At 69.9% G+C, this 24,046-nt stretch carries 18 protein-coding genes; 12 read left to right on the plus strand and 6 right to left on the minus strand.

The window, feature by feature from the left end; all coding sequences use genetic code 11:
- Positions 1-179: 179 nt before the first annotated feature.
- From ABB55_RS27825 to ABB55_RS27880, 12 genes are all read left to right on the plus strand, one after another.
- Positions 180-1,418, plus strand: a complete 1,239-nt coding sequence (locus ABB55_RS27825) for an SDR family NAD(P)-dependent oxidoreductase (RefSeq protein WP_338053640.1) — start codon at positions 180-182, stop codon at positions 1,416-1,418.
- The gene (locus ABB55_RS27830; protein WP_054362340.1) at positions 1,415-2,209 is read left to right on the plus strand and encodes a cyclase family protein; all 795 of its coding nucleotides are present in this window, start codon (positions 1,415-1,417) and stop codon (positions 2,207-2,209) included. Before ABB55_RS27825 ends, ABB55_RS27830 begins: the two co-directional genes overlap by 4 nt.
- Positions 2,206-3,882, plus strand: coding sequence for an ATP-dependent acyl-CoA ligase (locus ABB55_RS27835; protein ID WP_083464279.1), 1,677 nt, complete (start codon positions 2,206-2,208; stop codon positions 3,880-3,882). The genes ABB55_RS27830 and ABB55_RS27835 overlap by 4 nt, the downstream gene beginning before the upstream one ends.
- Positions 3,879-4,673 carry an SDR family NAD(P)-dependent oxidoreductase gene (locus ABB55_RS27840; RefSeq protein ID WP_054362341.1) on the plus strand — a complete coding sequence of 265 codons (795 nt, stop codon included), beginning with the start codon at positions 3,879-3,881 and terminating at the stop codon, positions 4,671-4,673. Before ABB55_RS27835 ends, ABB55_RS27840 begins: the two co-directional genes overlap by 4 nt.
- Positions 4,674-5,104: 431 nt before the next feature.
- Complete coding sequence (locus tag ABB55_RS27845; protein ID WP_054362342.1) at positions 5,105-7,261, plus strand: indolepyruvate ferredoxin oxidoreductase subunit alpha; 2,157 nt, start codon at positions 5,105-5,107, stop codon at positions 7,259-7,261.
- Between the two features lie 363 nt (positions 7,262-7,624).
- The gene (locus ABB55_RS27850; RefSeq protein WP_054362343.1) at positions 7,625-9,193 is read left to right on the plus strand and encodes an indolepyruvate oxidoreductase subunit beta family protein; all 1,569 of its coding nucleotides are present in this window, start codon (positions 7,625-7,627) and stop codon (positions 9,191-9,193) included.
- Entirely contained in the window at positions 9,193-10,158 is a 966-nt protein-coding gene (locus tag ABB55_RS27855; protein ID WP_054362344.1) for a PDR/VanB family oxidoreductase, read from the plus strand. Before ABB55_RS27850 ends, ABB55_RS27855 begins: the two co-directional genes overlap by 1 nt.
- 167 nt (positions 10,159-10,325) lie before the next feature.
- Positions 10,326-11,639 carry an aromatic ring-hydroxylating dioxygenase subunit alpha gene (locus ABB55_RS27860; RefSeq protein WP_054362345.1) on the plus strand — a complete coding sequence of 438 codons (1,314 nt, stop codon included), beginning with the start codon at positions 10,326-10,328 and terminating at the stop codon, positions 11,637-11,639.
- Positions 11,640-11,650: 11 nt separating this feature from the next.
- Positions 11,651-12,157 (plus strand): aromatic-ring-hydroxylating dioxygenase subunit beta, encoded by a 507-nt coding sequence (locus tag ABB55_RS27865; protein WP_054362346.1) that lies wholly within the window; start codon positions 11,651-11,653, stop codon positions 12,155-12,157.
- A gap of 1,037 nt (positions 12,158-13,194) precedes the next feature.
- The gene (locus ABB55_RS27870) at positions 13,195-14,829 is read left to right on the plus strand and encodes an AMP-binding protein (protein WP_054362395.1); all 1,635 of its coding nucleotides are present in this window, start codon (positions 13,195-13,197) and stop codon (positions 14,827-14,829) included.
- On the plus strand, positions 14,826-15,587 hold the full coding sequence (locus tag ABB55_RS27875) for an SDR family oxidoreductase (protein WP_244472210.1): 762 nt from the start codon (positions 14,826-14,828) through the stop codon (positions 15,585-15,587). The genes ABB55_RS27870 and ABB55_RS27875 overlap by 4 nt, the downstream gene beginning before the upstream one ends.
- Before the next feature lie 122 nt (positions 15,588-15,709).
- On the plus strand, positions 15,710-16,915 hold the full coding sequence (locus tag ABB55_RS27880) for a diaminopropionate ammonia-lyase (RefSeq protein WP_054362348.1): 1,206 nt from the start codon (positions 15,710-15,712) through the stop codon (positions 16,913-16,915).
- A gap of 664 nt (positions 16,916-17,579) precedes the next feature.
- Here the strand turns inward: ABB55_RS27880 and ABB55_RS27885 are convergent.
- The 6 genes from ABB55_RS27885 to ABB55_RS27910 all read right to left on the minus strand — a co-directional run bounded on the left by ABB55_RS27885 (position 17,580) and on the right by ABB55_RS27910 (position 24,016).
- Positions 17,580-18,389, minus strand: coding sequence for an MBL fold metallo-hydrolase (locus ABB55_RS27885; protein ID WP_054362349.1), 810 nt, complete (start codon positions 18,387-18,389; stop codon positions 17,580-17,582).
- Between the two features lie 7 nt (positions 18,390-18,396).
- Positions 18,397-19,176 carry a TatD family hydrolase gene (locus ABB55_RS27890; protein ID WP_054362350.1) on the minus strand — a complete coding sequence of 260 codons (780 nt, stop codon included), beginning with the start codon at positions 19,174-19,176 and terminating at the stop codon, positions 18,397-18,399.
- 79 nt (positions 19,177-19,255) lie between these two features.
- Positions 19,256-20,815: a methionine--tRNA ligase gene (metG, locus tag ABB55_RS27895; protein WP_054362351.1), complete on the minus strand. Its 1,560-nt coding sequence runs from the start codon at positions 20,813-20,815 to the stop codon at positions 19,256-19,258.
- Positions 20,816-20,957: 142 nt separating this feature from the next.
- On the minus strand, positions 20,958-22,037 hold the full coding sequence (locus ABB55_RS27900) for a DNA polymerase III subunit delta' (RefSeq protein WP_054362352.1): 1,080 nt from the start codon (positions 22,035-22,037) through the stop codon (positions 20,958-20,960).
- Positions 22,038-22,046: 9 nt separating this feature from the next.
- On the minus strand, positions 22,047-22,727 hold the full coding sequence (tmk, locus tag ABB55_RS27905) for a dTMP kinase (protein WP_054362353.1): 681 nt from the start codon (positions 22,725-22,727) through the stop codon (positions 22,047-22,049).
- Positions 22,727-24,016, minus strand: coding sequence for a D-alanyl-D-alanine carboxypeptidase family protein (locus tag ABB55_RS27910; protein WP_244472211.1), 1,290 nt, complete (start codon positions 24,014-24,016; stop codon positions 22,727-22,729). Before ABB55_RS27910 ends, tmk begins: the two co-directional genes overlap by 1 nt.
- Positions 24,017-24,046 lie beyond the last annotated feature (30 nt).

Below are 24,046 nucleotides of genomic sequence, written 5' to 3' on the forward strand. Positions count from 1 at the left end.
GGGAATGCGCTGAGAGATGGCGGATGGGCGGGCGGCACCGAGCTTTTGGTAGATTCCGCCCCCATCCCGCAACGCATTCCGGGCGGATCGGCCGGCGGCGCAGGGCGCTTTGGTCGGGCTTGGATCATCCAGAACCATGCGGACCTGATCCCAAATTCTCAACGGCGAGGCGGATGACCATGGCCAAGATCACGCGTCCGAAGCGCAAGAATCCGATCCTGCGCAGCCGCATCCCGACCCTGCCGCCGGACCGGCGCAGCCGGACCGCGCTCGGGCTCGTCCGCGCCGCCGCGCTCGGCCGGTTCGAGCTGCAGCACTGCCTCGAATGCGGCGCGGTGCAGTATCCGCCGCGCGACGCCTGCGCGGCCTGCCTGTCCGACCGGCTCGAATGGCGCGAGACCAATCCGAACGGCGACCTGCTCGCCGATACGGTCGTGCACCATTCGCAGGAACTCTATTTCCGGGAACGCGCGCCGTGGCGGACCGGGCTTGTGCGCCTGGATGCCGGCGCGACCGTGGTCGTCCACCTGCCCGACGACGCCCCGCGCGCGCCGGCCCGCGTCACGCTGTCGGCCATGCTCGACCGGGCGGGCCAGGCCGTGCTGGTCGCCCGCGGCGCCGGTGCCGGCACGCCCGCCGACGATCCGAAGCTGCGCGAGCTGACCGCCGACCCGCGCTTCCGCAAATGCCTGGTCACCGACGCCAAGTCCCCGGTCGGCCAGGCGATGGTCAAGGCGCTGGTCGAGGCCGGGGCCGATATCGTCTGGGCCGGTCAGTGCGAGCCCTGGAAGGATCCGCCCGGCTGGGCGGCGACGCGGGCGCTGCCCGGCGTCACCGAAGTGCCGCTCGACGTGACCGACAGCCGCTCGGTCGACGAACTGGCCGGCGAGATCGGCTTCAAGGTCGACATCGTCGTCAACACGGCCGGCTATCACCGCATCCATTCCCTGTTCGGCCGCGCCGGCGTGGAGACCGCGCAGGCGGAGATGGAGGTCAACGCCTTCGGTCTCCTGCGCCTCGCCAAGGCCTTCGGCCCGGTGCTGCGCGCGCGCGGCGCCGACGGGCAGTCGAGCGCGGTCGCCTGGGTCAACCTCCTGTCCATCTATGCGATCGCCAATTTCCCCGAGGAGGCGACCTATTCGGCCTCAATGGCGGCCGGGCTCTCCTACGCGCAGGCGCTCCGGGCGGAACTGCGCCGCGGCGGCGTGCGCGTCGTCAACGTCTTCCCCGGGCCGATCGACGACGAATGGAACCAGCAGGTCCTGCCGCCGAAGCTCGCCCCGGCCGCGGTCGCCAATGCCATCCTGGGCGCCCTGCGCGGGTCGGTCGAGGATGTCTATCCCGGCGACGTGGCGCAGGAATGGCTCGCACGCCTGCGCGACAACCCCAAGGCGCTCGAACGGGAACTCGGCCGATGACCGCCGCCCTCACTGACCTTCTCGCCGCGCTCGGCACCGGTACCGTGCGCCTCGTCGACCTGACCCACACGCTGGCGCCGGATTTTCCCAACATCACCCTGCCGCCGGAAGTCGGCCAGAGCCGGCCGTTCCGGATGGAGGAGGTGTCGCGCTACGACGAGCGCGGCGGCGCCTGGTACTGGAACAACCTCTCCTTCGGCGAACATACCGGCACGCATTTCGATGCGCCCGTGCACTGGGTCTCCGGCCGCGACCGGCCGAACGGCTCCTGCGACACGATCCCGATCGGCGACTTCATCGCCCCGGCCTGCGTGATCGATTGCGTCGCCGACTCCGCTCGCGACGCCGATTTTCTGCTGACGCGCGGCTTCCTGGAGGCCTGGGAGGCGGAGCATGGCCGCATCCCGGCGGGAAGCTGGGTCTTGATGCGCACCGACTGGTCGAAGAAGACCGATCCGGTCGCCTACCAGAATTTCGACGAGATCGGCCAGCACACGCCCGGCCCCGATCCGGATTGCGTGCGCTTCCTGGTCGAGGAGCGCGACGTGATCGGCTTCGGCACCGAGACGATCGGCACCGACGCCGGCCAGGCCGCGCATTTCCTGCCGCCCTATCCGTGCCACTACTACATGCACGGCGCCGGCAAGTATGGCCTGCAATGCCTCGCCAATCTGGACCTTCTGCCGCCGACCGGGGCGGTGCTGATCGCCGCGCCGTTGAAGATCCTGCAGGGCAGCGGCAGCCCGCTGCGCGTGCTCGCCCTGGTGCCCGCTGTCGGACAGCCCGCATGACCGGCCGCCTGATCCTGCCGCCGGCGGCCCGCACGCTGCCGCGCCTGCTGCTGGCTGCCGCCGACCGGGCGCCGGACCGCGCCCTCTTCGCCGTCGGCGGGACCCGCTGGAGCGTCGCCGATGCCGTCGCGGCGGTTTCGGGGCGCGCCGGGGCGCTCGCCGCGGCCGGGATCCGGCGCGGCGACCGGGTCGCGATCCTGTCGGCGAGCCGGGCGGAGCTGATGGAACTGGTGCTCGCCTGCGGCTGGCTCGGCGCCGTCGCGGTGCCGATCAACACCGCCGCGATGGGGCCGCAGATCGGCTACTATCTGCGCAATGCCGGCGCGGCGCTTCTGGTCGCCGAGGCCGAATTCCTCGCCCGCCTCGACCATGCCGGCCCCGAACCGCTGCCGATGCGCGCCATCTGGTGCCTCGGCGAGGCGTCGGCCGGGTCCATCGCCGGCGTGCCCGTGACGCCCTGGCCGGAGCGTGCGGAGCCCGTCGCCGCCGCCGATCTCGGCCCCGGCGACAGCCTCGCCATCCTCTACACCTCCGGCACCACCGGCCCCTCCAAGGGCGTGATGTGCCCGCACGCGCAATATTACTGGTGGGGCCACAACACCGCCGACCTGCTCGAGATCGGCCCCGACGACGTGCTCGCCACCACGCTGCCGCTGTTCCATATCAACGCGCTCAATACCTTCGCGCAGGCGCTGGTCACCGGCGCGCGCATGCATCTGGAGCCGCGCTTCTCCGCCTCCGGCTTCTGGCCGGCCATGGTGGCGGCCGGGGCGACGCGGGTCTACCTGCTCGGCGCCATGGTGCCGATCCTGATGTCGCGCCCGGAGGCGCCCGAGGAACGCGCCCACCGCGTCACCGTCGGCCTCGGCCCGGGCGTGCCGGCGGCGATGATAGAGGCCTTCCGCGAACGCACCGGCGTGCGCCTCCTCGAAGGCTACGGCTCTACCGAGACGAATTTCGTCATCGGCGCTCCGGCTTCCGGCCAGAAGCCCGGCAGCATCGGCCGTGTCCGCCCGGGCTTCGAGGCGCGCGTGGTCGACGGCGAGGACAATGCGCTGCCGGACGGCACGCCCGGCGAACTGGTGCTGCGCGCCGACGCGCCCTTCGCCTTCGCGACCGGCTATTTCGGCATGCCCGAAAAGACCGTCGAAGCGTGGCGGAACCTGTGGTTCCACACCGGAGACCGGGTCATCCGCGATGAAGACGGCCACTTCCGCTTCGTCGACCGCTTGAAGGATTCCATCCGCCGCCGCGGCGAGAACATCTCCTCGCACGAGGTCGAGCAGGTGCTGCTGTCGCATCCGGCGATCGAGACCGCGGCCGTCTTCCCCGTCGGCTCCGATCTGGCCGAGGACGAGGTCATGGCCGCGATCGTGCCGAAGGCCGGGGCAAGCCTGACGCCGGCCGATCTGGTCGCCTTCTGCGGCCCGCGCCTGCCGCGCTTCGCCGTGCCGCGCTATATCGACATCGTCGCCGACCTGCCGCGCACCGAGAACGGCAAGGTGCAGAAATTCAAGCTGCGCGAGCGCGGCGTCGGGCCCGGCACCTGGGACCGCGAGCGTGCCGCGACGCAGCCCTCCGGGGTGGCTGCTTCGGCCCCCGCCGCCGCAGAGCCAGGGTCCGCCCCGACCGCTTCCGCGGCGACGAGCCCCCAGTCGGGTTCCGGCGCATGAGCGATCCGTCGACCGGGCAGGGGAGCGGCGCCGTCGAGCGGTCCGGCAGGCCGCTGTCCGGGCGTGCGGCCTTCGTCACCGGCGCCGCGCAGGGTCTCGGTCTCGCCATCGCCCACGGTCTCGCCGAGGCCGGGGCCGCCGTCGTGCTGGCCGACATCTCGCCGGCGGTCGCGGCGGCCGCGGAGGAGCTGGCCGCCGCCGGGCACAAGGCGATCGGTGCGGTTCTCGACGTGACCGACGAGATCGCCTTCCGGGCCGGGTTCGATCAGGCGATCGCCCGCTTCGGCGCCATCGAGGTGATGGTCAACAATGCCGCCATCACCGCGGGCGGTACGGTCTGGGACGTGACGGCGGCCGACTGGGACCGGGTGCTGGCCGTCAACCTGCGCGGCTGCCTCAACGGCTGCCGTCTGGCCGGCGCCCATATGCGGGCGCGCGGCTTCGGCCGGATCGTCAATCTCGGCTCCTATGCCGGCCACCGGGTCAGCGCCGCGACCGGCCCGCACTATGCCATCGCCAAGGCCGGCATCGAGCAGCTGACCCGCATCTTCGCTCTCGACCTCGCGCCGGCGGGCGTCACCGTCAACTGCGTCGCGCCTTCGGCCATCGACGGTCCGGCTACCGCCGCGCTGCCCCCGGATCGGCTCGCCGCGGTCCGCGCCCGCATCCCGGTCGGCCGCCTCGGCCGCGGCGAGGAAGTCGCCGCCCTGATCGTCCACCTCGCCTCCGACGCTGCCGGCTACACGACCGGCCAGGTCATCGACCTCGATGGGGGCAGGGGCCTCGCCTGATCCGAAGGCAGGCCGTTTGACCCGGATGAATGGTCGACACTTCTGCAGGGCCGCCTGGGTCTGGCTCGCCGCTGTTCCCACCTCGCGATCTCCGGCTGTCCGCCCCACGCGCCGCCTTCGCGACATTCCCGTTTCTCGCCTGAGGGGAAAAGCTGGGGATAGCCGGTTGATGGATTGTGCATAAGTTGCCCTCGTTTCTCCGGCTTCTTGGCCTTCCTCCCGGGGACGAGAAGACGATGCCGCTCGGAACCGGCGAGAGATGTCGACCGATTGCACGGTGCGGCTGGAACGATCCATCGCCGCGATACCGGCTCGCCGGGACGCGTGCGCCTGCAGCCGGCACGGCGGCAGGGCGGTTGCCGGTGACCGTCGCCCTTTGACATTACTTCAGCCTTGAAATATGGTTTTGCAAGGAACGTGGAGTCCCAGTCATGGCGGAACGATCCTTTGCCCGGGAAGTCGAGGACCTGAAGCTCGCCGACGGCGAGGTGTTCCGGGGCGAGGGCATCCTCGCCATCACCAAGGCCCTCCTGCAGTGCGGCGTCGGCTATGTCGCCGGCTATCAGGGCTCGCCGATCTCGCACCTGATGGACGTGCTCGCCGATGCCGAGCCGATCCTGTCCGAACTCGGCGTGCATTTCGAATCGAGCGCCAGCGAGGCCGCCGCCGCCGCGACCCTGTCCGCCTCGGTGATGTATCCGATCCGCGGCGCGGTGACCTGGAAGTCGACCGTCGGCACCAATGTCGCCTCGGATGCGCTGGCCAATCTGGCCTCCGGCGGGGTGACCGGCGGTGCGCTGATCATCGTCGGCGAGGATTACGGCGAAGGCTCCTCGATCATGCAGGAGCGCAGCCACGCCTTCGCGATGAAATCGCAGATGTGGCTGCTCGATCCGCGCCCGAACCTGCCCTCCATCGTCAAGGCGGTCGAGGACGGCTTCGCGCTGTCGGAGGCGACCAACACGCCGGTGATGCTCGAAGTGCGCATCCGCTGCTGCCACGTCACCGGCAGTTTCATCGCCAAGGACAACCGGCGGCCGGCCTTCTCGCTGGCCGAGGCGCTCGACAATCCGGTGCGCGACACCAGCCGCATCGTGCTGCCGCCCGCCTCCTTCCAGCACGAGAAGGAGAAGGTCGAGAAGCGCTGGCCGGCGGCGATCGAGTATATTCGAACGCATAGGCTCAACGAGACCTTCGGCGACGATGGCCGTGCCGACATCGGCATCGTCATGCAGGGCGGCATGTATAACGGCGTGATCCGCGCGCTGACCCGGCTCGGCCTCGCCGACGTCTGGGGCAACACGCGCGTGCCGCTGCATGTGCTCAACGTCACCTATCCGCTGGTCGACGACGAACTGGTCGCCTTCTGCCGCGGCAAGCGCGCCGTGCTGATGGTCGAGGAGGGCGCGCCGGAATATCTGGAGCAGGCGCTCGCCCATATCCTGCGCAAGGCCGACTGTCCGACCCGTCTCGAGGGCAAGGGCATCTTCCCCGTCGCCGGCGAACTGACCGCCACCGTGATGCTCGACGCGATGACGGCCTTCGTCGAGCGCCACGCGCCGGACCTGCTCGGCAACCGCCCGCCGGTGCCGGATGCCCGGCCGATCCTGGCCGACCCGAAGGTCAAGGCGCTCGCCGACGTGGTGCCGCCGCGCCCGGCCGGCTTCTGCACGGGATGCCCGGAGCGGCCGATCTTCGCAGCCATGAAGCTGGTCGAGAAGGAGCTGGGACCGCACCATGTCGCGGCCGATATCGGCTGCCACCTGTTCTCGATCCTGCCGCCCTTCAATATCGGCGCGACCACGATGGGCTACGGCCTCGGCCCGGCCTCGGCCTCGGCCTTCAACGTGCCGGCATCGAAGCGATCGATCGCCGTGATGGGCGATGGCGGCTTCTGGCATAACGGCCTGTCGTCGGGCGTCGGCAATGCCGTCTTCAACAAGCAGGACGGCGTCATCCTGATCGTCGACAATCATTATTCGGCCGCCACCGGCGGGCAGGACATCCTGTCGTCGCGCGCCTTCAACCGGTTGCGGGCGACCAACAATTCGATCGTCGCCGCCGTCAAGGGCATCGGCGCGCACTGGGTCCGGCAGATCGACCGGACCTACGACGTCGCCCGGCTGCGCGACACCCTGCGCGAGGCGCTGACCACGACCGAGACGGGGCCGAAGATCATCGTCGCCTCGTCGGAATGCATGCTGAACAAGCAGCGCCGGCTGAAGCCGCTGACCTCCGCCGCCCTGAAGCGCGGCGAGCGGGTCGTGCGCGAACGGTTCGGCGTCGACGAGGATGTCTGTACCGGCGACCATGCCTGCATCCGGCTGTCCGGCTGTCCGTCGCTGTCGGTCAAGCATACCGACGATCCCCTGAAGGAGGATCCGGTCGCCGCGATCGACAACAGCTGCGTCGGCTGCGGCAATTGCGGCGAGGTCTCGGAAGCCGCGGTGCTCTGCCCGTCCTTCTATCGCGCCGACATCGTCCAGAACCCGACCGGCTGGGACCGCTTCCTCGCGCGCATCCGCACGGCCGCCATCGGCTTCCTGCAGCGCCGCCACGCCGCGCGCCGCATCGCCTTCCCGGCCTGACGGCGATGCCGACGCCGCCCGCCCCGATGCTGATGCCGCAGATTGCAGGCCGGATCCGTTCAGAAATCCCGCCCGCGCCCCTCATGGCGCAGATCTCGCACCATTCCCTTCTCCCCCCGAGGGGGGAGAAGGTGGCCGAAGGCCGGTTGAGGGGGTGGATCGTGCAGACCGGGACGGACGTCCGGTCCGAGCGTGGCATTCGGACCGACAGCGCCGAGCATGATGCGGCATCGTCCCCCTCATCCGCCCTTCGGGCACCTTCTCCCCCCCAAGGGGGAGAAGGGGAAGGGCCGCCGGGGGTCTTGAGATGGGGATGGAGGTTGGCGGCCGGGATGGCAGGAGGGCGGGGTGAGCGTGGCTGAGATGGTGGGTCCGGACGGGCGGGGCGGCATCCGGCGCGAGGATCGGCCGCTGGCGGTGGCGATCCTGGCGATGGGCGGGCAGGGCGGCGGCGTGCTGGCCGACTGGATCGTGGCGCTGGCCGAAGGGGCCGGCTGGGTCGCGCAAACCACGTCGGTGCCGGGTGTCGCCCAGCGGACCGGCGCGACGATCTATTATGTCGAGATGATCCGTGCCCGGCCCGATGCCAGCCCGGTTCTGTCGCTGATGCCGGCGGCCGGCGATGTCGACGTGGTCCTTGCGGCGGAATGGATGGAAGGCGGACGCGCCATCCTGCGCGGCCTGGTGACGCCAGAACGGACCACGCTGATCGCCTCGACCCACCGGTCCTTCGCGGTCGTCGAGAAGGAACGGCCCGGCGACGGCATCGGGGATTCGACCGCGGTCGCGGAGGCGGCCGGCATCGCCACGAAGCGGACCATCGCCTTCGACATGGCTGCGCTCGCCGAGGCGAACGGATCGGTCGTCTCGGCCAGCCTGTTCGGTGCCCTGGCCGGTTCGGGCGCGCTGCCGTTCCCGCGCGAAGCCTTCGAGGGCGCGATCCGCGCCGGCGGGGTCGGCGTCGAGGCGAGCCTGCGCGCCTTCGCGGCCGGCTTCGATCGCGCCGGCAAGGCCGGCAAGCCCGACCTGCCGCCCAAGGGGCCCGACAAGGCCCTGCCGGAACCGCCCGTGCGGGTCGGCGCGCCGGCCCTCGATGCGCTGCTGGCCCGCATCCACGACGAAGTGCCGCCGGCGGCGCGGGCCATGGCCTATGCGGGCGTGCGCCGGCTGACCGATTGGCAGGATCCGGCCTATGCGGACGCCTATCTGTCCCGGCTCAAAGCCTTCCTGGCCGAAATCCCTGCCGCGACCACGCTCGGCTTCGGCGACGCCATCGCGGTCGAAGCGGCGCGCCAGATCGCCGTCGCCATGGCGTATGACGACATGTATCGGGTCGCCGACCTGAAGATCCGCGAGACCCGCTTCGACCGCGTCCGGCGCGAGGTCGCCGCCCGCGCCGACCAGATCGTGCTGACCACCGAATTTATGCATCCGCGCATGGAGGAGGTCTGCTCCGCGCTGCCGGCCCGGCTCGGCGCCTGGATCGAAAGCCGTCCGGGTCTCTTCCGGGCGCTCGACCGGATCGTCAATCGCGGCCGGCGCGTGCGCACCGGCACCATCCTCGGCTTTCTGCAGCTCTATGCAGTTGCATCTTTCAAGCGGTTCCGCCTTGGTGCACTGCGGCATGGCCGCGAGATGGCCCATATGGAGGCCTGGCTGGCCCTGGCCGGGCGCCATCTCGCGACCGATCCGGCCCTGGCGCTGGAGGTGCTGAAATGCCGGCGCCTGGTGAAGGGCTATTCGGACACCCATGCCCGCGGCCTGTCGAAATACGACCGCGTCGCCGCCATGGTGCCGCGGCTCGCCGGCCGGACCGATGCGGCCGACTGGGTGCGGCGCCTGCGGCAGGCGGCGCTGCTCGACGAGGCCGGGACCGCCCTCGACGGTGCCGTGAAGACGATCGAAGCCATGCTGTCGGAGGCCGCGACCTGATGGAGACGCTTGCACTGACCGTGGTCGAGACCCGCAATGCCGCGCCGCGCGTGCGCGACATTCGCCTTGCCCGACCCGACGGCGGCCCTCTGCCGAGTTGGCAGGCCGGCGCGCATGTCAAGATCCGCCTGCCCGGCGGCGACACGCGCTCCTACAGCCTGGTCAACGCGACGCCCGAGCCTGCCGCCGCGACGCGGCCGCATCACTACCGCCTCGGCATCCGCCTGGAGGAGGCCTCGACCGGCGGCTCGGCCTACATGCACGGGCTCGTCGCCGGCGATGCCGTGACGCTGGAACCGCCGCAGAACAATTTCCCGCTGGAGCCGGCGGAGGGGCCGGTCACGCTGGTCGCCGGCGGCATCGGCGTGACGCCGATCCTGGCCATGGCGGCCGAACTGGCCGCCGCGAACCATCCGTTCCGCTTCTACTATGCCGGCCGGTCGCGGGCCGATCTGGCCTTCCTGGACGAGTGCCGCGCGGTCGCCGGCGACCGGCTGACCATCCACGCCGACGACGAGGCCGGCGGCTTCTTCGACCTCCGGGGCGTCATGGCGGGGCTCGGCGCGGCCGGTCCGCTCTATCTGTGCGGACCGCTGCCGATGATCGAGGCGGCGCGCGATCAGGCCAAGACGCTCGGCTGGCGCGACGGCCGGCTGCATTTCGAGATCTTCACGGCGCCGGTGGCGGCCGCCGGCGATCAGCCCTTCGAGGTGGTGCTGAAGTCGTCCGGCAAGAGCTTCGTCGTGCCGCCGGGCAAGACCATCGTCGACGTGCTGGTCGAGGCCGGCGAGGACCCGATGTTCGACTGCCGGCGCGGCGATTGCGGCATCTGTCAGGTCGGCGTGATCGAGGGCGTGCCCGATCACCGCGACTTCATCCTGACCGAGAGCGAGCGCGCGGCCGGCACGCTGATGCAGATCTGCATCTCGCGGTCGAAGACGCCGCGGCTGGTGATCGATCTTTGAGGGCCGCGTCCGGCCGGACCCCGTGGTCAAGGCGTAAGTGGTTCGGATTCACGAGCCGGATGGGGACCATCCGGCTCGATCGAACCACTAGGGGAGGATCCGGATGGACGGCGGCGTGGGAATGGACTCCGATCCGGAACCCGAATTGAGCGACCGGGAGGGTGGCTATGGCGAAATACAGAGGCAATGTCGAAGCGGTGCGCGGGCTGGTGCGCGAGACCGAGGTGCATCGCGATCTCTATGTGGACCAGGAACTGTTCGAGCTGGAGATGGAGCATCTCTTCGCCAACACCTGGGTCTATGTCGGCCATGACAGCCAGGTGCCCAATGCCGGCGACTATTACGGCACCACGGTCGGCACCCAGCCGGTGCTGATGGTGCGCAACGGCAATGGCGACGTGAACGTCCTCTACAACCGCTGTCCGCACAAGGGCGTGCGGGTGACCACGGAACCCTGCGGCAATGCCGGCAAGTTCTTCCGCTGCCCCTATCACGCCTGGTCGTTCAAGCTGGACGGCAGCCTGCTCGCGATCCCCCTGAAGAAGGGCTACGAGAATACCGGCTTCGAGACCAGCCACGCGGCCGAGGGCCTCGCCAAGGTCCGCCACGTCAAGAACTATCGCGGCTTCGTCTTCGCCAAGCTCAACGACGCCGGGCTCGGCTTCGAGGAGTTCTTCGGCGACAGCCTGTCGAGCTTCGACAACATGATCGACCGCTCGCCGGTCGGCCGGCTCCAGGTCGCCGGCGGCGTGCTGCGCTACATGCACAACTGCAACTGGAAGATGCTGGTCGAGAACCAGACCGACACCTGCCATCCGATGGTGGCGCATGAATCGTCGGCCGGGACCGCGTCCGAGGTCTGGAAGAACGCGCCGCCCGGGACCAAGAAGCCGATGGCGGTGGAGATCTTCCTGCCCTTCATGTCGCCATACGAGTTCTTCGAGGGCATGGGCATCCGCGTCTGGCCGAACGGGCACGGCCATACCGGCGTGTCGCATTCGATCCATTCCGACTATTCGGCCATCCCCGGCTATTTCGACCAGATGACCGCCGCCTATGGCGAGAACCGCGCCAAGGCGATCCTGGACGAGAACCGGCACAACACGGTCTATTTCCCCAACATCATGATCAAGGGGCCGATCCAGCTCCTGCGCAACTTCATCCCGATCGCGGCCGACAAGACGCTGGTCGAGAGCTGGACGTTCCGGCTGGTCGACGCGCCGGACATGCTTCTGGAACGGACGCTGATGTACAACCGGCTGATCAATGCGCCGACCTCGGTGGTCGGCCATGACGACCTGGAAATGTACGAGCGCGCCCAGGAAGGCCTGCGCTGCAACGGCAACGAATGGGTCAACGTGCAGCGGCTCTACGACCCGGCCGAGGAGGCCGACGCCACCGTCGTCACCAACGGCACGACCGAATGGCAGATGCGGAACCAGTTCCGCGCCTGGTCCAAGTTCATGACCATGAGCATGTGAGGAGAGCGGCCATGACCGTCCATGTTCCCGTGCTCACCGGCGCGCCGACCGACCAGCAGCTGATCGATTTCGTCGTGCGCGAGGCGCGCATGATCGATCAGCAGCGTTTCGAGGAGTGGCTCGAGCTCTACACCGACGACGCCTATTACTGGATGCCGCTGGAATGGGGGCAGACCGATCCGAAGCTGACCTGTTCGCTGATGTATGAGGACAAGCTGCTTCTCAAGATCCGTGTCGAGCGTCTGAAGGGAAATCGAACCTTCAGCCAGAAACCGAAGAGCCGCTGCCATCATGTCCTGCAGGTTCCGCAGGTCGACCGGCGCGACGAAGCGGCCAACGAATACGTCACCTGGACGCCGATGCACTATGTCGAGACCCGCTTCGACGACCAGAAGCTCTACGCCGCCTGGGCGACCCACACGCTGACGGTGATCGACGGCCAGATCCGCATCAAGCTGAAGCGCGTCGACCTCGTCAACTGCGAAGCCGCCTTCGGCAACATCCAGCTGTTCATGTGAGGCGAGGGGGCGCCTGAGCAGCGAGCCCCCTCCGCACCCGATCTCGCGGGCTTCCCCTTCGCCCCCTGCCAAGGGGGAGAAGGTGCCCGAAGGGCGGATGAGGGGGCCTGGATGTCCCGGATTTCCACCGGATCCGCGGTCCAAGCCGTCTCCGGGCGTGGACCGGACGATGCGGGCGGGGCAGGGGCATCGCAACCCCTCATCCGCCCTTCGGGCACCTTCTCCCGCAAGAGGAGAAGGGGATGGAGCCGGAAGATCGGGACTTGTGCCCGACCTTCCGACGGCGCGGGCTTTCGACGGCCCGGCCCTCCTGCGCCTCAATCTCCGGGTTTTCCCCTTCGCCCCCTGCAAAGGGGGAGAAGGTGCCCGAAGGGCGGATGAGGGGGCCTGGATCGCGCGGATTTCCAAGGGATCCGTGGTCCAAGCCGTCTCCGGGCGTGGACCGGACGATGCGGGCGGGGCGGGGGCATCGCAACCCCTCATCCGCCCTTCGGGCACCTTCTCCCGCAAGGGGAGAAGGGGATGGAGCCGGAAGATCGGGACTTGTGCCCCGACCTTCCGACGGCGTGGGTTTTCAGCGGCGCGGGTTTTCAGCGGCGCGGGATTTCGACGGCCCGGCCCTCCGCACCCGGTCTCGCGGGTTTCCCCTTCGCCCCCTGCCAAGGGGGAGAAGGTGCCCGAAGGGCGGATGAGGGGGCCTGGATGGCGCGGATTTCCGCCGGATCCGCGGTCCAAGCCGTCTCCGGGCGTGGACCGAACGTTTCGGGCGGGGCGGGGGCATCGCAATCCCTCATCCGCCCTTCGGGCCCCTTCTCCCGCAAGGGGAGAAGGGGATGGGGCCGGAAGATCGGGGCTTGTGGCCCGACCTTCCGGCGGCGCGGGCTTTCAGCGGCGCGCGCTTTCGACGGCCCGGCCCTCCGCACCCGGTCTCGCGGGTTTCCCCTTCGCCCCCTGTCAGGGGGAGAAGGAGATGTTGCGGGGGCCGGGATCAACCGGGAAATTGAGGGCAGATCAGGCGTATGAGCAGCGAGCCAATGATGACCGAAGCCAAGCCGCAGACCGTTCACGCCGCCTTCCGACAGGCGGCGGCGCGCTGGCCGGAGCGGCCGTTTCTCGCCGTTCTGCCGGAGACGGCGGAGCGCTACGGGATCGAGGCCGGCGAGATCACCTATGCGGCGGCGGCCGAGACGGTCGAGCGGCTGTCGGTCGGCTGGGCCAAGGCGGGCTTCGGGCGCGGCCACCGGGTCGCGCTGCTGACCGAGAACCGGCCGATCTATTTCCTGACCTGGTTCGCGCTCAACCGGCTCGGCATCTCGGTCGTGCCGATCAATCCCGATCTGCGCTCGGCCGAACTCGAATATCTGATCGGCCATTCGGAGATCGCCGCAGCCGTGGTCCTGCCGGAGCGGATGGGCGACATCCGTGCCGCCGCCGAGGTCGCCGGCCGGTCGGTTGCCGTGGTGGCGCCGGGCGAGGCGCCGGAGCGCGCGCCGTTCGATCCGCCGCGGCCGGGAACGCCGGACGTCGATACCGAATGCGGGCTGCTCTACACCTCCGGCACGACAGGCCGGCCGAAGGGCTGCGTACTGCCGAACGAGTATTTCCTCGAGGCCGGCCGCTGGTATGCCGAAACCGGCGGCCTGATCGCGCTTCGGGAGGGCGTCGAGCGGATGATCACCCCGCTGCCGGTCTTCCACATGAACGCGATGGCCTATTCGGCCATGGCCATGCTGATGACCGGCGGCTGCCTGATCGCGGTCGACCGGTTCCATCCGAAGAGCTGGTGGGCCAATGTCCGCGACAGCGGGGCGACCGTGCTGCACTATCTCGGCGTGATGCCGGCCATGCTGATGGCCGCGCCGGCCGACCCGAGCGACCGCGCCCACACGGTCCGCTTCGGCTTCGGTGCCGGCGTGCCGCGCGACCTGCAGGCGCCGTTCGAGGCGCGCTTCGGCTTCCCGCTGATCGAGGCCTGGGCGATGACCGAGACCGGGGCAGGGGCCGTGATCGCGGCCACGGACGAGCCGCGTCACGTCGGCTCCAATTGCTTCGGCCGGGCGCCCGCCAGCATGGCGACGCGCATCGTGGCGGAGGACGGCACCGAGGCGGCGGTCGACCAGCCGGGCGAACTGCTCGTTCGGCGCGCCGGGCCGGAGCCGCGTTTCGGCTTCTTCCGCGAATATCTGAAGGACCCGGAGGCGAGCGCGGAAGCCTGGCGGGACGGCTGGTTCCATACCGGCGACGTGGTCCGGCGCGGGCCGGACGGGTCGTTCCATTTCGTCGACCGCAAGAAGAACGTCATCCGCCGCTCCGGCGAGAATATCGCCGCCGTCGAGGTCGAGGCGGTGCTGCTGCGCCATCCGGCCGTCAAGGCGGCGGCGGTCGCGGCGACGCCCGATCCCGTGCGCGGCGACGAGGTCTTCGCCCTGATAGTGCCGCACGACAAGCCGGTGGATGCGCAGGCCGCCGCGCGCCTCGCCGACGACATCGTCGCCCATTGCCTCGGCCGGCTCGCCTACTACAAGGCGCCCGGCTGGATCGCCTTCGCCGAAGCCCTGCCGCTGACCTCGACGCAGAAGATCCAGCGCGGCGAACTGAAGACCGCCGTCGCCGAGCGGATGGCCGCCGGCGACGTCCTCGACACCCGCGCCCTGAAGAAGCGCACCGCATGACCGGAGCCGCCATGACCGAAGCCTCGTCCGCCGACCGTCCGGTCGCCGTCGTCACCGGCGGCGGCGCGGGGATCGGCGCGGCCATTTCGCGCCAGCTGATCGCCGCCGGCCACCATGTCGTCTCGCTGTCGCGGGGGGCGGCCGAGTTCGCCGATCCGCAGCTCGAAACCGTCACGGTCGACCTGACCGATCCGGCCGCGACCCGGGCGGCGGCGGCGGCGGTGGCAGCGCGCCATGCGGTCGGCATCCTGGTCCACAATGCCGGCACGATCCGGGCACGACCGATCGAGGCGGTGACCGATGCCGATCTCGACGATCTGACCCATCTGCATGTCGGCGCACCGCTGATCCTGCTACAGGCCTTCCTGCCGGCCATGCGCGCGGCCGGGGCGGGGCGGGTGGTGCTGATCTCCTCCCGGGCCGCGCTCGGGCTGCCGACCCGCACGGCCTATTCGGCGACCAAGGCCGGCATGATCGGCATGGCACGGACCTGGGCGCTGGAACTCGGCCCTGCCGGCATCACCGTCAATGTTGTGGCGCCGGGACCGATCCAGGATACGGCCATGTTCCGGGACGTGATCGAGCCCGGCAGCGCGCGGGAGCAGGCGCTCGCCGCAGCCATTCCGGTCAAGCGGCTCGGCCGCTCGGACGACGTGGCGCGGGCGGTCGCCTTCTTCGCCGCCCCGGAGGCCGGGTTCGTCACCGGCCAGGTGCTCTATGTCTGCGGCGGCGCCAGCGTCGGCACGATCACGATCTGATCGGCCGAATGCCCAAGGAATCGCCTGGGAATCGGGCAGGGCGCTGCACCCTGGCTCTGGCGTCCCGGTGCATTCCGGGTGCATGAACGGGGGCACGACCCTTCGATCCCGGGAGCCCGACCATGCATGCCTTTCCGGCCCGCCACGTTGCCAATCCGCTCGCCCGACGGGACGCCTATCCGGATGCACAGCGGGCGATCCTATCCGTTGCGGGCGCGACCGCGGCCGCGGCGGAGATCAAGAGCTGGCCGGGCTATGCGCCGACGCCCCTGCTGCCGCTCGACGGTCTGGCGGGCCGGCTCGGCCTCGGCGCGGTTCTCTACAAGGACGAAGGCCGCCGTTTCGGCCTCAGAAGCTTCAAGGCGCTGGGCGGCGCCTATGCGGTGCTGCGCATCCTGCAGGAGCGGTTGGCCGGCGAGGGGATCGCGGCTACGAGTGCCGATCTGCTGGCGGGCCGCTATCGCGACCGGACTGCGGAGATGACCGTTGCGACCGCGACCGACGGCAATCACGGCCGTTCGGTCGCCTGGGGGGCGGGCCTGTTCGGCTGCCGGTCGGTGATCTTCATCCATGAAGGGGTCAGCGCCGAACGCGAGGCCGCGATCGCCGCCTACGGCGCCGAAATGCGCCGTGTTCCAGGCGGTTACGACGACAGCGTCCGGGCCGTGGCGCGCGCCGCCGCCGCCGCCGGCTGGACGCTGGTGGCCGACACGTCGAGCGAAGGCAGCGCGGCCGTGCCGATCCGAGTCATGGAGGGCTACATGCTGATCGCCGCGGAGGTGCTGCAGGCGATCGACGGGCAGGCGCCGCCCACGCATGTCTTCGTTCAGGCCGGCGTCGGCGGCCTGGCGGCAGCCCTCGCGGCCTATCTCTGGGAGACCGCCGGGCCCGCCCGGCCGCGCCTCGTCGTGGTCGAGCCGAACCAGGCGGACTGCGTGTTCCGCACAGTGGCGGCGGGCCGGCCGATCGTGATCGAGGGATCGACCGATACCTTCATGGCCTGCCTGGCCGCCGGCGAAGTCTCGCCGGTCGCCTGGGATATCCTGAAGGGCGGGCTCGACGACGTGATCGCGCTGCCCGACGAAGCCGCCATGGCGGCGATGAAACTCCTCGCCACGGGCCAGAACGGCGATCCGCCGATCGTGGCCGGCGAATCCGGTGCCGCGGCCGCAGCCGGTCTCGTGGCCGCCGCGCTCGATCCGGCGCTCAGGGCCACACTCGGACTGGACCGCGCCGCCCGGGTGCTGGTCATCGGCAGCGAAGGCGCAACCGATCCGGCCACCTACGAGCGCGTCGTCGGACGCCGCGCCGAAGACGTCGCGGAGTGAAGCGCCGTACCGGGTTGACGGACGGGACCGGGTGAAGGATGGGCCAGAGTGAAGGATGGGCCTGGGCAGCCGCGTGAGCTGCGGCGGGCTTGAGCTCGGTCGCGGCTGACGGCCGCGTCCGACGGGATGGCGTGAGCCGTCGCCGATCGATGTCGCGCTCGTCCATCCGGCACCGTGCAGGCGTCCGGGAATGCCCATGCTCCGGCAGCCCAAGGGAGCCAGGACAGGCTATGGCATCTGCTGCGTCGGCGAGGCCGGTCAGCACTCCGGGCTGCAGACAGTCCCGAATGCCGTCGCCAAGCCGTCGCCAAGCATCGGACGCGTCGGACAGGGGACGGGCGAGCCGGGAAGCGCGCCAGCCGGGAGCCGGGCCAGCCCGGAAGCCTGTCCGCAGCACGACTCCCAGAACCGTGATTCGCATAAGATGGATTATGGAACTTTTATCTGGACGGCGTTTGAGGCGATCGGGCTCCAGCGGCTTCCTGGGACCGCCCCCTGCCGAACCCCAGGTCCTCTGTCGGTGGCATCGGCCACGCAGGGCCAAGGGCCCGCGCCAAAGGCCCCCCGCCAAGGACCGCGGCCAAGGCCCCCAGAGCCTCGGTCATCCGCCATCCGGCGGCAGCGGTCTTCGCCGGGCCGGCAGGCAACCACGGCCGTCCAACGATCAGGCCGGCAATTCGATCTCCAGGCCGTCATAGGCCGGCTCGACATGGTCGGGCAGCTTGGCCTTCAGGATGCGGTAGTCGAGATCGATATGCATGTGGGTCAGGATGGCGCGCTTCGGCTTCAGGCGCGCGATCACCTCGAGCGCCTCGTCGACGGAGAAATGGCTCGGATGCGGCACCCAGCGCAGCGCGTCGATGATCAGCACGTCGAGACCGCCAAGCCGGTCGAAGGCATCCTCCGGCATCGCGCTCACGTCCGGCGAATAGGCCAGCCCGCCGAAGCGGAAGCCGAGCGAGGTGATGTCGCCATGGCTCTGGCGATACGGCACGGCCGTGATCGCGCCGCCCGGACCGTCGACCGCGATCGGCACACCATCTTGGATCCGGTGCTCGTTCAGGATCGGCGGGTAGCTGGAGCCCGGCGGCGTCACGAAGCAATAGTCGAAGGCGTGACGGACCCGCTCGGACGTGGCCGCATCCATGTAGACATCGACCCGACGGCGCCGGTTGAGCACGAAGCTCCTGAGATCGTCGATGCCGTGGATGTGGTCGGCATGCGGATGGGTCAGCAGCACGCCGTCGACCCAGTCGACATCGGTATCGAGCATCTGCTCGCGCAGGTCCGGACCGGTATCGACCAGCACGCGGGTCGGCTCGCCGTCGCCGTCCCGGCGCGTGACCAGGAGGCTCGCGCGCCGGCGCCGGTTCTTCGGATTGCGCGGGTCGCACTGGCCCCAATCGTTGCCGATGCGCGGCACGCCCGGCGACGAGCCGCAGCCCAGGATGCGGAAGGTCAGCCACGCCGCCATGGCATCGTCACCGTGGGACCTTGGCGAAGAGCCGGTGGAAATTGTCGGTGGTGATCCGGGCGATCTCGTCGTCGGAAACGCCGCGCACCTTGGCCAGCACGGCCGCGGTCTTGGCCGTATAGGCCGGCTCGTTGCGCTTGCCGCGATACGGCAGCGGCGCCAGATAGGGCGCGTCGGTCTCGACCAGGATGCGGTCCTCGGGCGCGAAGGCCGCGACCTCGCGGATGGTCTCGGCGGTCTTGAAGGTCAGGATGCCGGAAAAGGACAGATAGGCGCCGCAGGCGAGACCGCGCCGGGCGAGTTCCGCGCCCGACGAGAAGCAGTGCAGGACCATCGGGAAGGGCCCCCTCGCCGTCTCCTCCTCCAGGATGCGCGCCACGTCCTCGTCGGCGTCGCGGGCATGGATCACCAGCGGCAGCCCGGTCATGCGCGCGGCCGCGATATGCCGGCGGAAGCCTTCCTCCTGCGCGTCGCGCGGCGACAGATCGTAGTGGTAGTCGAGCCCGGCCTCGCCGATCGCCACGCAGCGCGGATGCTCGGCCAGCCGGGCGAGATCGTCGGCGGAGATGTCGAGTTCCTCGTGGGCGTTCTGGCAATGGGTGCCGACCGAGCACCAGACGCTGTCGAAACGCTCGGCGATCGCCTTGATGGCGTCGAAGCGGCGCACCCGCGTCGAGATGGTCACCATCTTGGCGACGCCGGCCGCGTGGGCACGCGCGACCACCTGGTCGAGTTCCTCGGCGAAATCGGGAAAATCCAGGTGGCAATGGGAATCGACGAGGGGCATGGCGGATCCGGTGCCCGGGCCGCGCGCGGCCCGGATTGGGATGGGGGTGACGAGAGGATTGGGAGGAGCGGGGGCGGGGTCAGGCCCCCTCGCCCGTCTCCGGCTCGACATATTTCGGGAACACCGGCGCCGGCGCCGGCAGCGCCGTGCCACCGGCGATGCGGGTGCCGATCGCGGCGAAGACGCGCGCCTCCGGCGCCTGCTGGCCGAGCAGGTCGAGCAGCGTGCCGGCCGATTTCGGCATGATCGGCTGGATCAGCAGCCCGACGATGCGCAGCACCTCGGCGGTGACCCAGAGCACGGTCTCCATGCGGGCGAAATCGGTCTTGCGCAGCGCCCACGGCTCCTGCGCGGTGAAGTAGCGGTTGGTCTCCGCGACCACGAACCAGATTGCCTCCAGGGCCTTGTGGATCTCCTGGGCGTCGAAGGCCGTGCGCGCGGCCGCCATCAGGCCGTCGGCCTGGGCGAGCAGCGCCGCGTCGGCGGCCGCGAGCGGCCCCGGCTGCGGCAGCACGCCGCCGCAGTTCTTGGCGATCATCGACAGCGAGCGCTGCGCCAGATTGCCGAGATCGTTGGCGAGATCGGCGTTCATCCGCGCCACGATGGCGTCGTGGCTGTAGTTGCCGTCCTGGCCGAACGGCACCTCGCGCAGGAAGAAGAAGCGCATCGGATCGACGCCATAGGCATGCGCCAGATCGAACGGATCGACCACGTTGCCGACCGACTTCGACATCTTCTCGCCGCGGTTGAAGATGAAGCCGTGGGCGAAGACGCGCCGGGGCAGCGGCAGACCGGCCGACATCAGGAAGGCCGGCCAGTAGACCGCATGGAAGCGCACGATGTCCTTGCCGATGACATGCAGGTCGGCCGGCCAGTAGGTCTTGTACTTCTCGGACGCCTCGTCCGGAAAGCCGGCGCCGGTGATGTAGTTGGTCAGCGCATCGATCCAGACATACATCACATGGCCGGGCGCATCCGGCACCGGCACGCCCCAGTCGAAGGTGGTGCGGCTGATCGAGAGATCCTCCAGCCCGCCTTCGACGAAGGAGATCACCTCGTTCTTGCGCGAGGACGGGCCGATGAAGTCCGGATGGTCGCGGTAATGCGCGAGCAGCCGATCCGCATAGGCCGAGAGCTTGAAGAAGTAGCTCTCCTCCTCGGTCCATTCGACCGGGGTTCCGGTGCCGATCGAGCGGCGCACGCCGTCGTCGCCGACCTGGGTCTCGCCCTCGGCGTAATAGGCCTCGTCGCGCACCGAATACCAGCCGGCATACTTGGCCTTGTAGATGTCGCCGGCCTTCTCCATCCGCCGCCAGATCTCCTGCACGGAGGCATGGTGGCGCGGCTCGGTGGTGCGGATGAAATCGTCGTAGGAGACGTTCAGCAGCGCGTCCATGTCCTTGAAGACCGCCGCGTTGCGGTCGACCAGCTGGCGCGGCGTCAGCCCCTCGCGCGCCGCGGTCTGGTGCATCTTCAGGCCATGCTCGTCGGTACCGGTCAGGAACAGGACGTCGAAGCCGTCCAGCCGCTTGAAGCGGGCCAGGGCGTCGGAGGCGATCTTCTCGTAGGCGTGGCCGACATGGGGCCGGCCGTTCGGGTAGTCGATCGCGGTCGTGATGAAGAATTTCGGTTTCGTCATATCTCGGAGCGTCCTGATCGCCGGCGGGGTCCGGCGCTGGAGCACCTCCGCATCCGGGCGGATGCCGGCGGGGTGCTCGTACCCTGTGCGTCTGGAATATCCTGCCTGCGCATCATTCCATAGAGGCTCCCGCTCGGGATACTCAATTCCGTGCGGCTTCGACAAGGGTGCGCACGAGGGAAATCAGGGCGGCGCGCTTGTCGAGATTGAGCGCATCGACCGCCGCCAGGTCACGCCGGGCCGCGGTCTCGGCCTCCGCCCAGGCGGCGGCGCGGCGCCCCTGCCCGGCCAATCCGGCCTCGCGCGCCCGCGTCGCCGCATGACCGAGGAAGAACTCCGTCGCCGTCTCGAAGGCCTCGTCGGCGCCGCGCCCGGTCACCTCGTCGGCGAGCCGATGCAGGTCCTTCACCTCCAGCGCCGGCAGCCGGCGGGCGAGCGTCTCGACCTTGCGATAGAGCGCGACGCCGTCGCTCTCGATCAGCTGGATCGCGCGGCGCAGGCTGCCGTCGGCGATGCCGGCCGCGGTCTTCAGCGTCGAGGCATCGCTGTTGCGGCCGTAGCCGAGGCCGGTCAGGCCGCCGATCAGGTCGTCCTCGGTGAGGCTCGGCAGCAGGAGGCGCCGGCAGCGCGAGCGGATGGTCGGCAGCAGGCGACCGGGCTGATGGGTCAGCACCAGGAACAGGCTGCGCGCCGGCGGCTCCTCGAGGATCTTCAGGAGCGCGTTGGCCGCACTGGCATTGAGATCGTCGGCCGCATCGACGATCGCCACGCGCCAGCCGCCTTCCGCCGCCGTGGAGCCGAAGAAACCGACCGTGCGGCGGATTTCGGCGACGGTCAGCACGGTCTTGTGGCGCTTGGTCTTCTCGTCCCAGGGCCGGCGCAGATGCAGGAGATCGCCATGCGAGCCGGCCGCGATGCGGCGGGCGACCGGGCTGTCGGGGTCGACGGCCAGGCTCGTCGCCTGCTGGACGGCCGGCGCCGACGGGTCCGGATGGGCGAGCACGAAGCGGGCGAAGCGGAAGGCGAGCGTGGCCTTGCCGATGCCCTTGGCGCCGCCGATCAGCCAGCCGTGATGGATGCGGCCGGATCGGTAGGCGTCGAGCAGGGTGCGCTCGCCCTCCCGGTGGCCGATCAGCGTATGCCGCTCGCGCGGCAGCGGCGCGCCGTCGATCGCGTCGGCTTCCGGGGCCGCCTCTTGGGGGGTCGTCGCTGCGCGTGCCATGACGACGCTCTACCCGGCCGGGCCGCCGGACGCCAGACCGAACCGCGCCGCCACCGTCGCCCAGATCGCCTCGGCGACCGCATCGGCCTCCGCTCCGGCATCGATCACCGCGATCCGCTCGGGATGGCGGCGCGCCAGCGCCAGGAACGCCTCGCGCCGGGCGACATGGAGCGCCAGGGCGTCCTTCTCGAACCGGTCGACCGCGTCGTCGCCGCGCCGCGCGCGGGCGCGCTCCAGGCCGGTTTCCGCGGGCAGGTCGAGCAGCAGGGTCAGATCCGGCACGAGGCCGTCGAGTGCCACGGTCTCCAGCGCGTCGATCAGGGCGGTGCCGATCTCGGCCTGATAGACGCGCGTGGAATCGGCGAAGCGATCGCAGATGACCCAGTCGCCGCGCTCCAGCGCCGGGCGGATGGTCTCGTCGACATGGTCGGCGCGGGCGGCGGCGAACAGGATCGCCTCGACATCCGGCCCGAACCGCTCGGCCGCGCCCGAAAGGAGTACGTGGCGGACGGCCTCGGCGCCGGGCGAGCCTCCGGGTTCGCGCGTCGAGACGGTGCCGATGCCGAGACCATGCAGGCGTTCGGCGAGACGGCGGGCCTGGGTCGACTTGCCCGCGCCCTCCCCGCCTTCCAGCGTGATGAAGCGCGCCGGCCGGCGAGGGGCGTCGGGCAGGCCGACGCCGGCCGTCATCACTTGAGGCCCACGGTCTCGCGCACGAAGCGCACGACCGACTCGTAGGCCGCATCCATCGCGCGGCTGTGCATCGGACCCAGGCCGACCGCCTCGGCGGCATAGAGCGGCTTTTCCTGGATCACGCTGTCGCCGCGCAGGACCTGGAGCTTGCCGATCTGCGCCCCCTTCTCGATCGGGGCCTTGACCGGTCCGCGATAGATGACGTGCGCCCTGAGCTTGTCCCGGTTGCCGCGCGGCACCAGGAGCGTCAGCGCCTTCTCGCCGACCAGCGGCACCGTCGCGGTCGCGCCGCCGAACACCTTGGCGTCGCCGGGCGACTCGCCGGCCTTGTAGAGGGTGATCTGTTCGAACGAGCGGAAGCCCCATTCCAGGAGCTTGCGCGACTCCTCCGCGCGCTCCTTCTCGCTCTTCATGCCGCCCATCACGGCGATCAGCCTTTGGCCGCCCTGCACGGCCGAGCCGACGATATTGTAGCCGGATTCCTTGATGTAGCCGGTCTTGAAGCCGTCCGCGCCGATGCCGTCGTTCAGAAGCGGATTGCGGTTCTGCTGTCGGATCTTGTTGTAGGTGAACTCGCGCTGCGAATAGACCTTGTAGAGATCCGGATGGTTGGCGATGATATAGGCCGCCAGCTTGGCATATTCGCGCGCGGTGATCTTCTGGTCGGGGTCGGGCAGGCCGGTCGGATTGCGGAACACCGACTTGGTCATGCCGATGTCGCGCGCCTTCTTGTTCATCATCTCCGAGAAGGCCAGTTCGGTCCCGGCGATGCCTTCCGCGATCGCGATCGCCCCGTCATTGGCCGACTGGACGCAGATGCCCTGGATCAGGTCGTTGACGGTCGCCCGGGAATTGATCGGCGCGAACATCGAGGAGGTGCGCGATGGGGCGCCGCCGGTCCGCCAGGCATGCTCGGAGATGGTGAAATCCTGCTCCAGCGTCAGCTTGCCGGCCTTGATCTGATCGAACACGACCGCGATCGTCATCATCTTGGCGAGGCTTGCCGGGGCGAACAGCTTGTCGGCGTTCTTCTCGAAGAGAACGGTGTTCGATTCGAAATCGATCAGGATCGCCTGCTCGGCCTTGGTCTCGAAGGTCTGCGCCTGGGCGAGAACCGATGCCGGGGCTGCGACCAGCGCCGCCATGCCGATCACGGCCGCAGCCAGGCGGACGACGGCACGACGCGACATCGAACGGGCACGCGACGCCGGCCCGGCCTCAGGACGGTCGAGCTTCGGCTCGTACCGGGCCGGCCCGAAGCCGGCCTTCCCGCCATGTCGCACCATTTGGCTCACTCCACCGTCCGGTACCCGCTC

It is taken from the genome of Prosthecodimorpha hirschii, from assembly GCF_001305515.1.
Taxonomy (GTDB): Bacteria; Pseudomonadota; Alphaproteobacteria; order Rhizobiales; family Ancalomicrobiaceae; genus Prosthecodimorpha; species Prosthecodimorpha hirschii.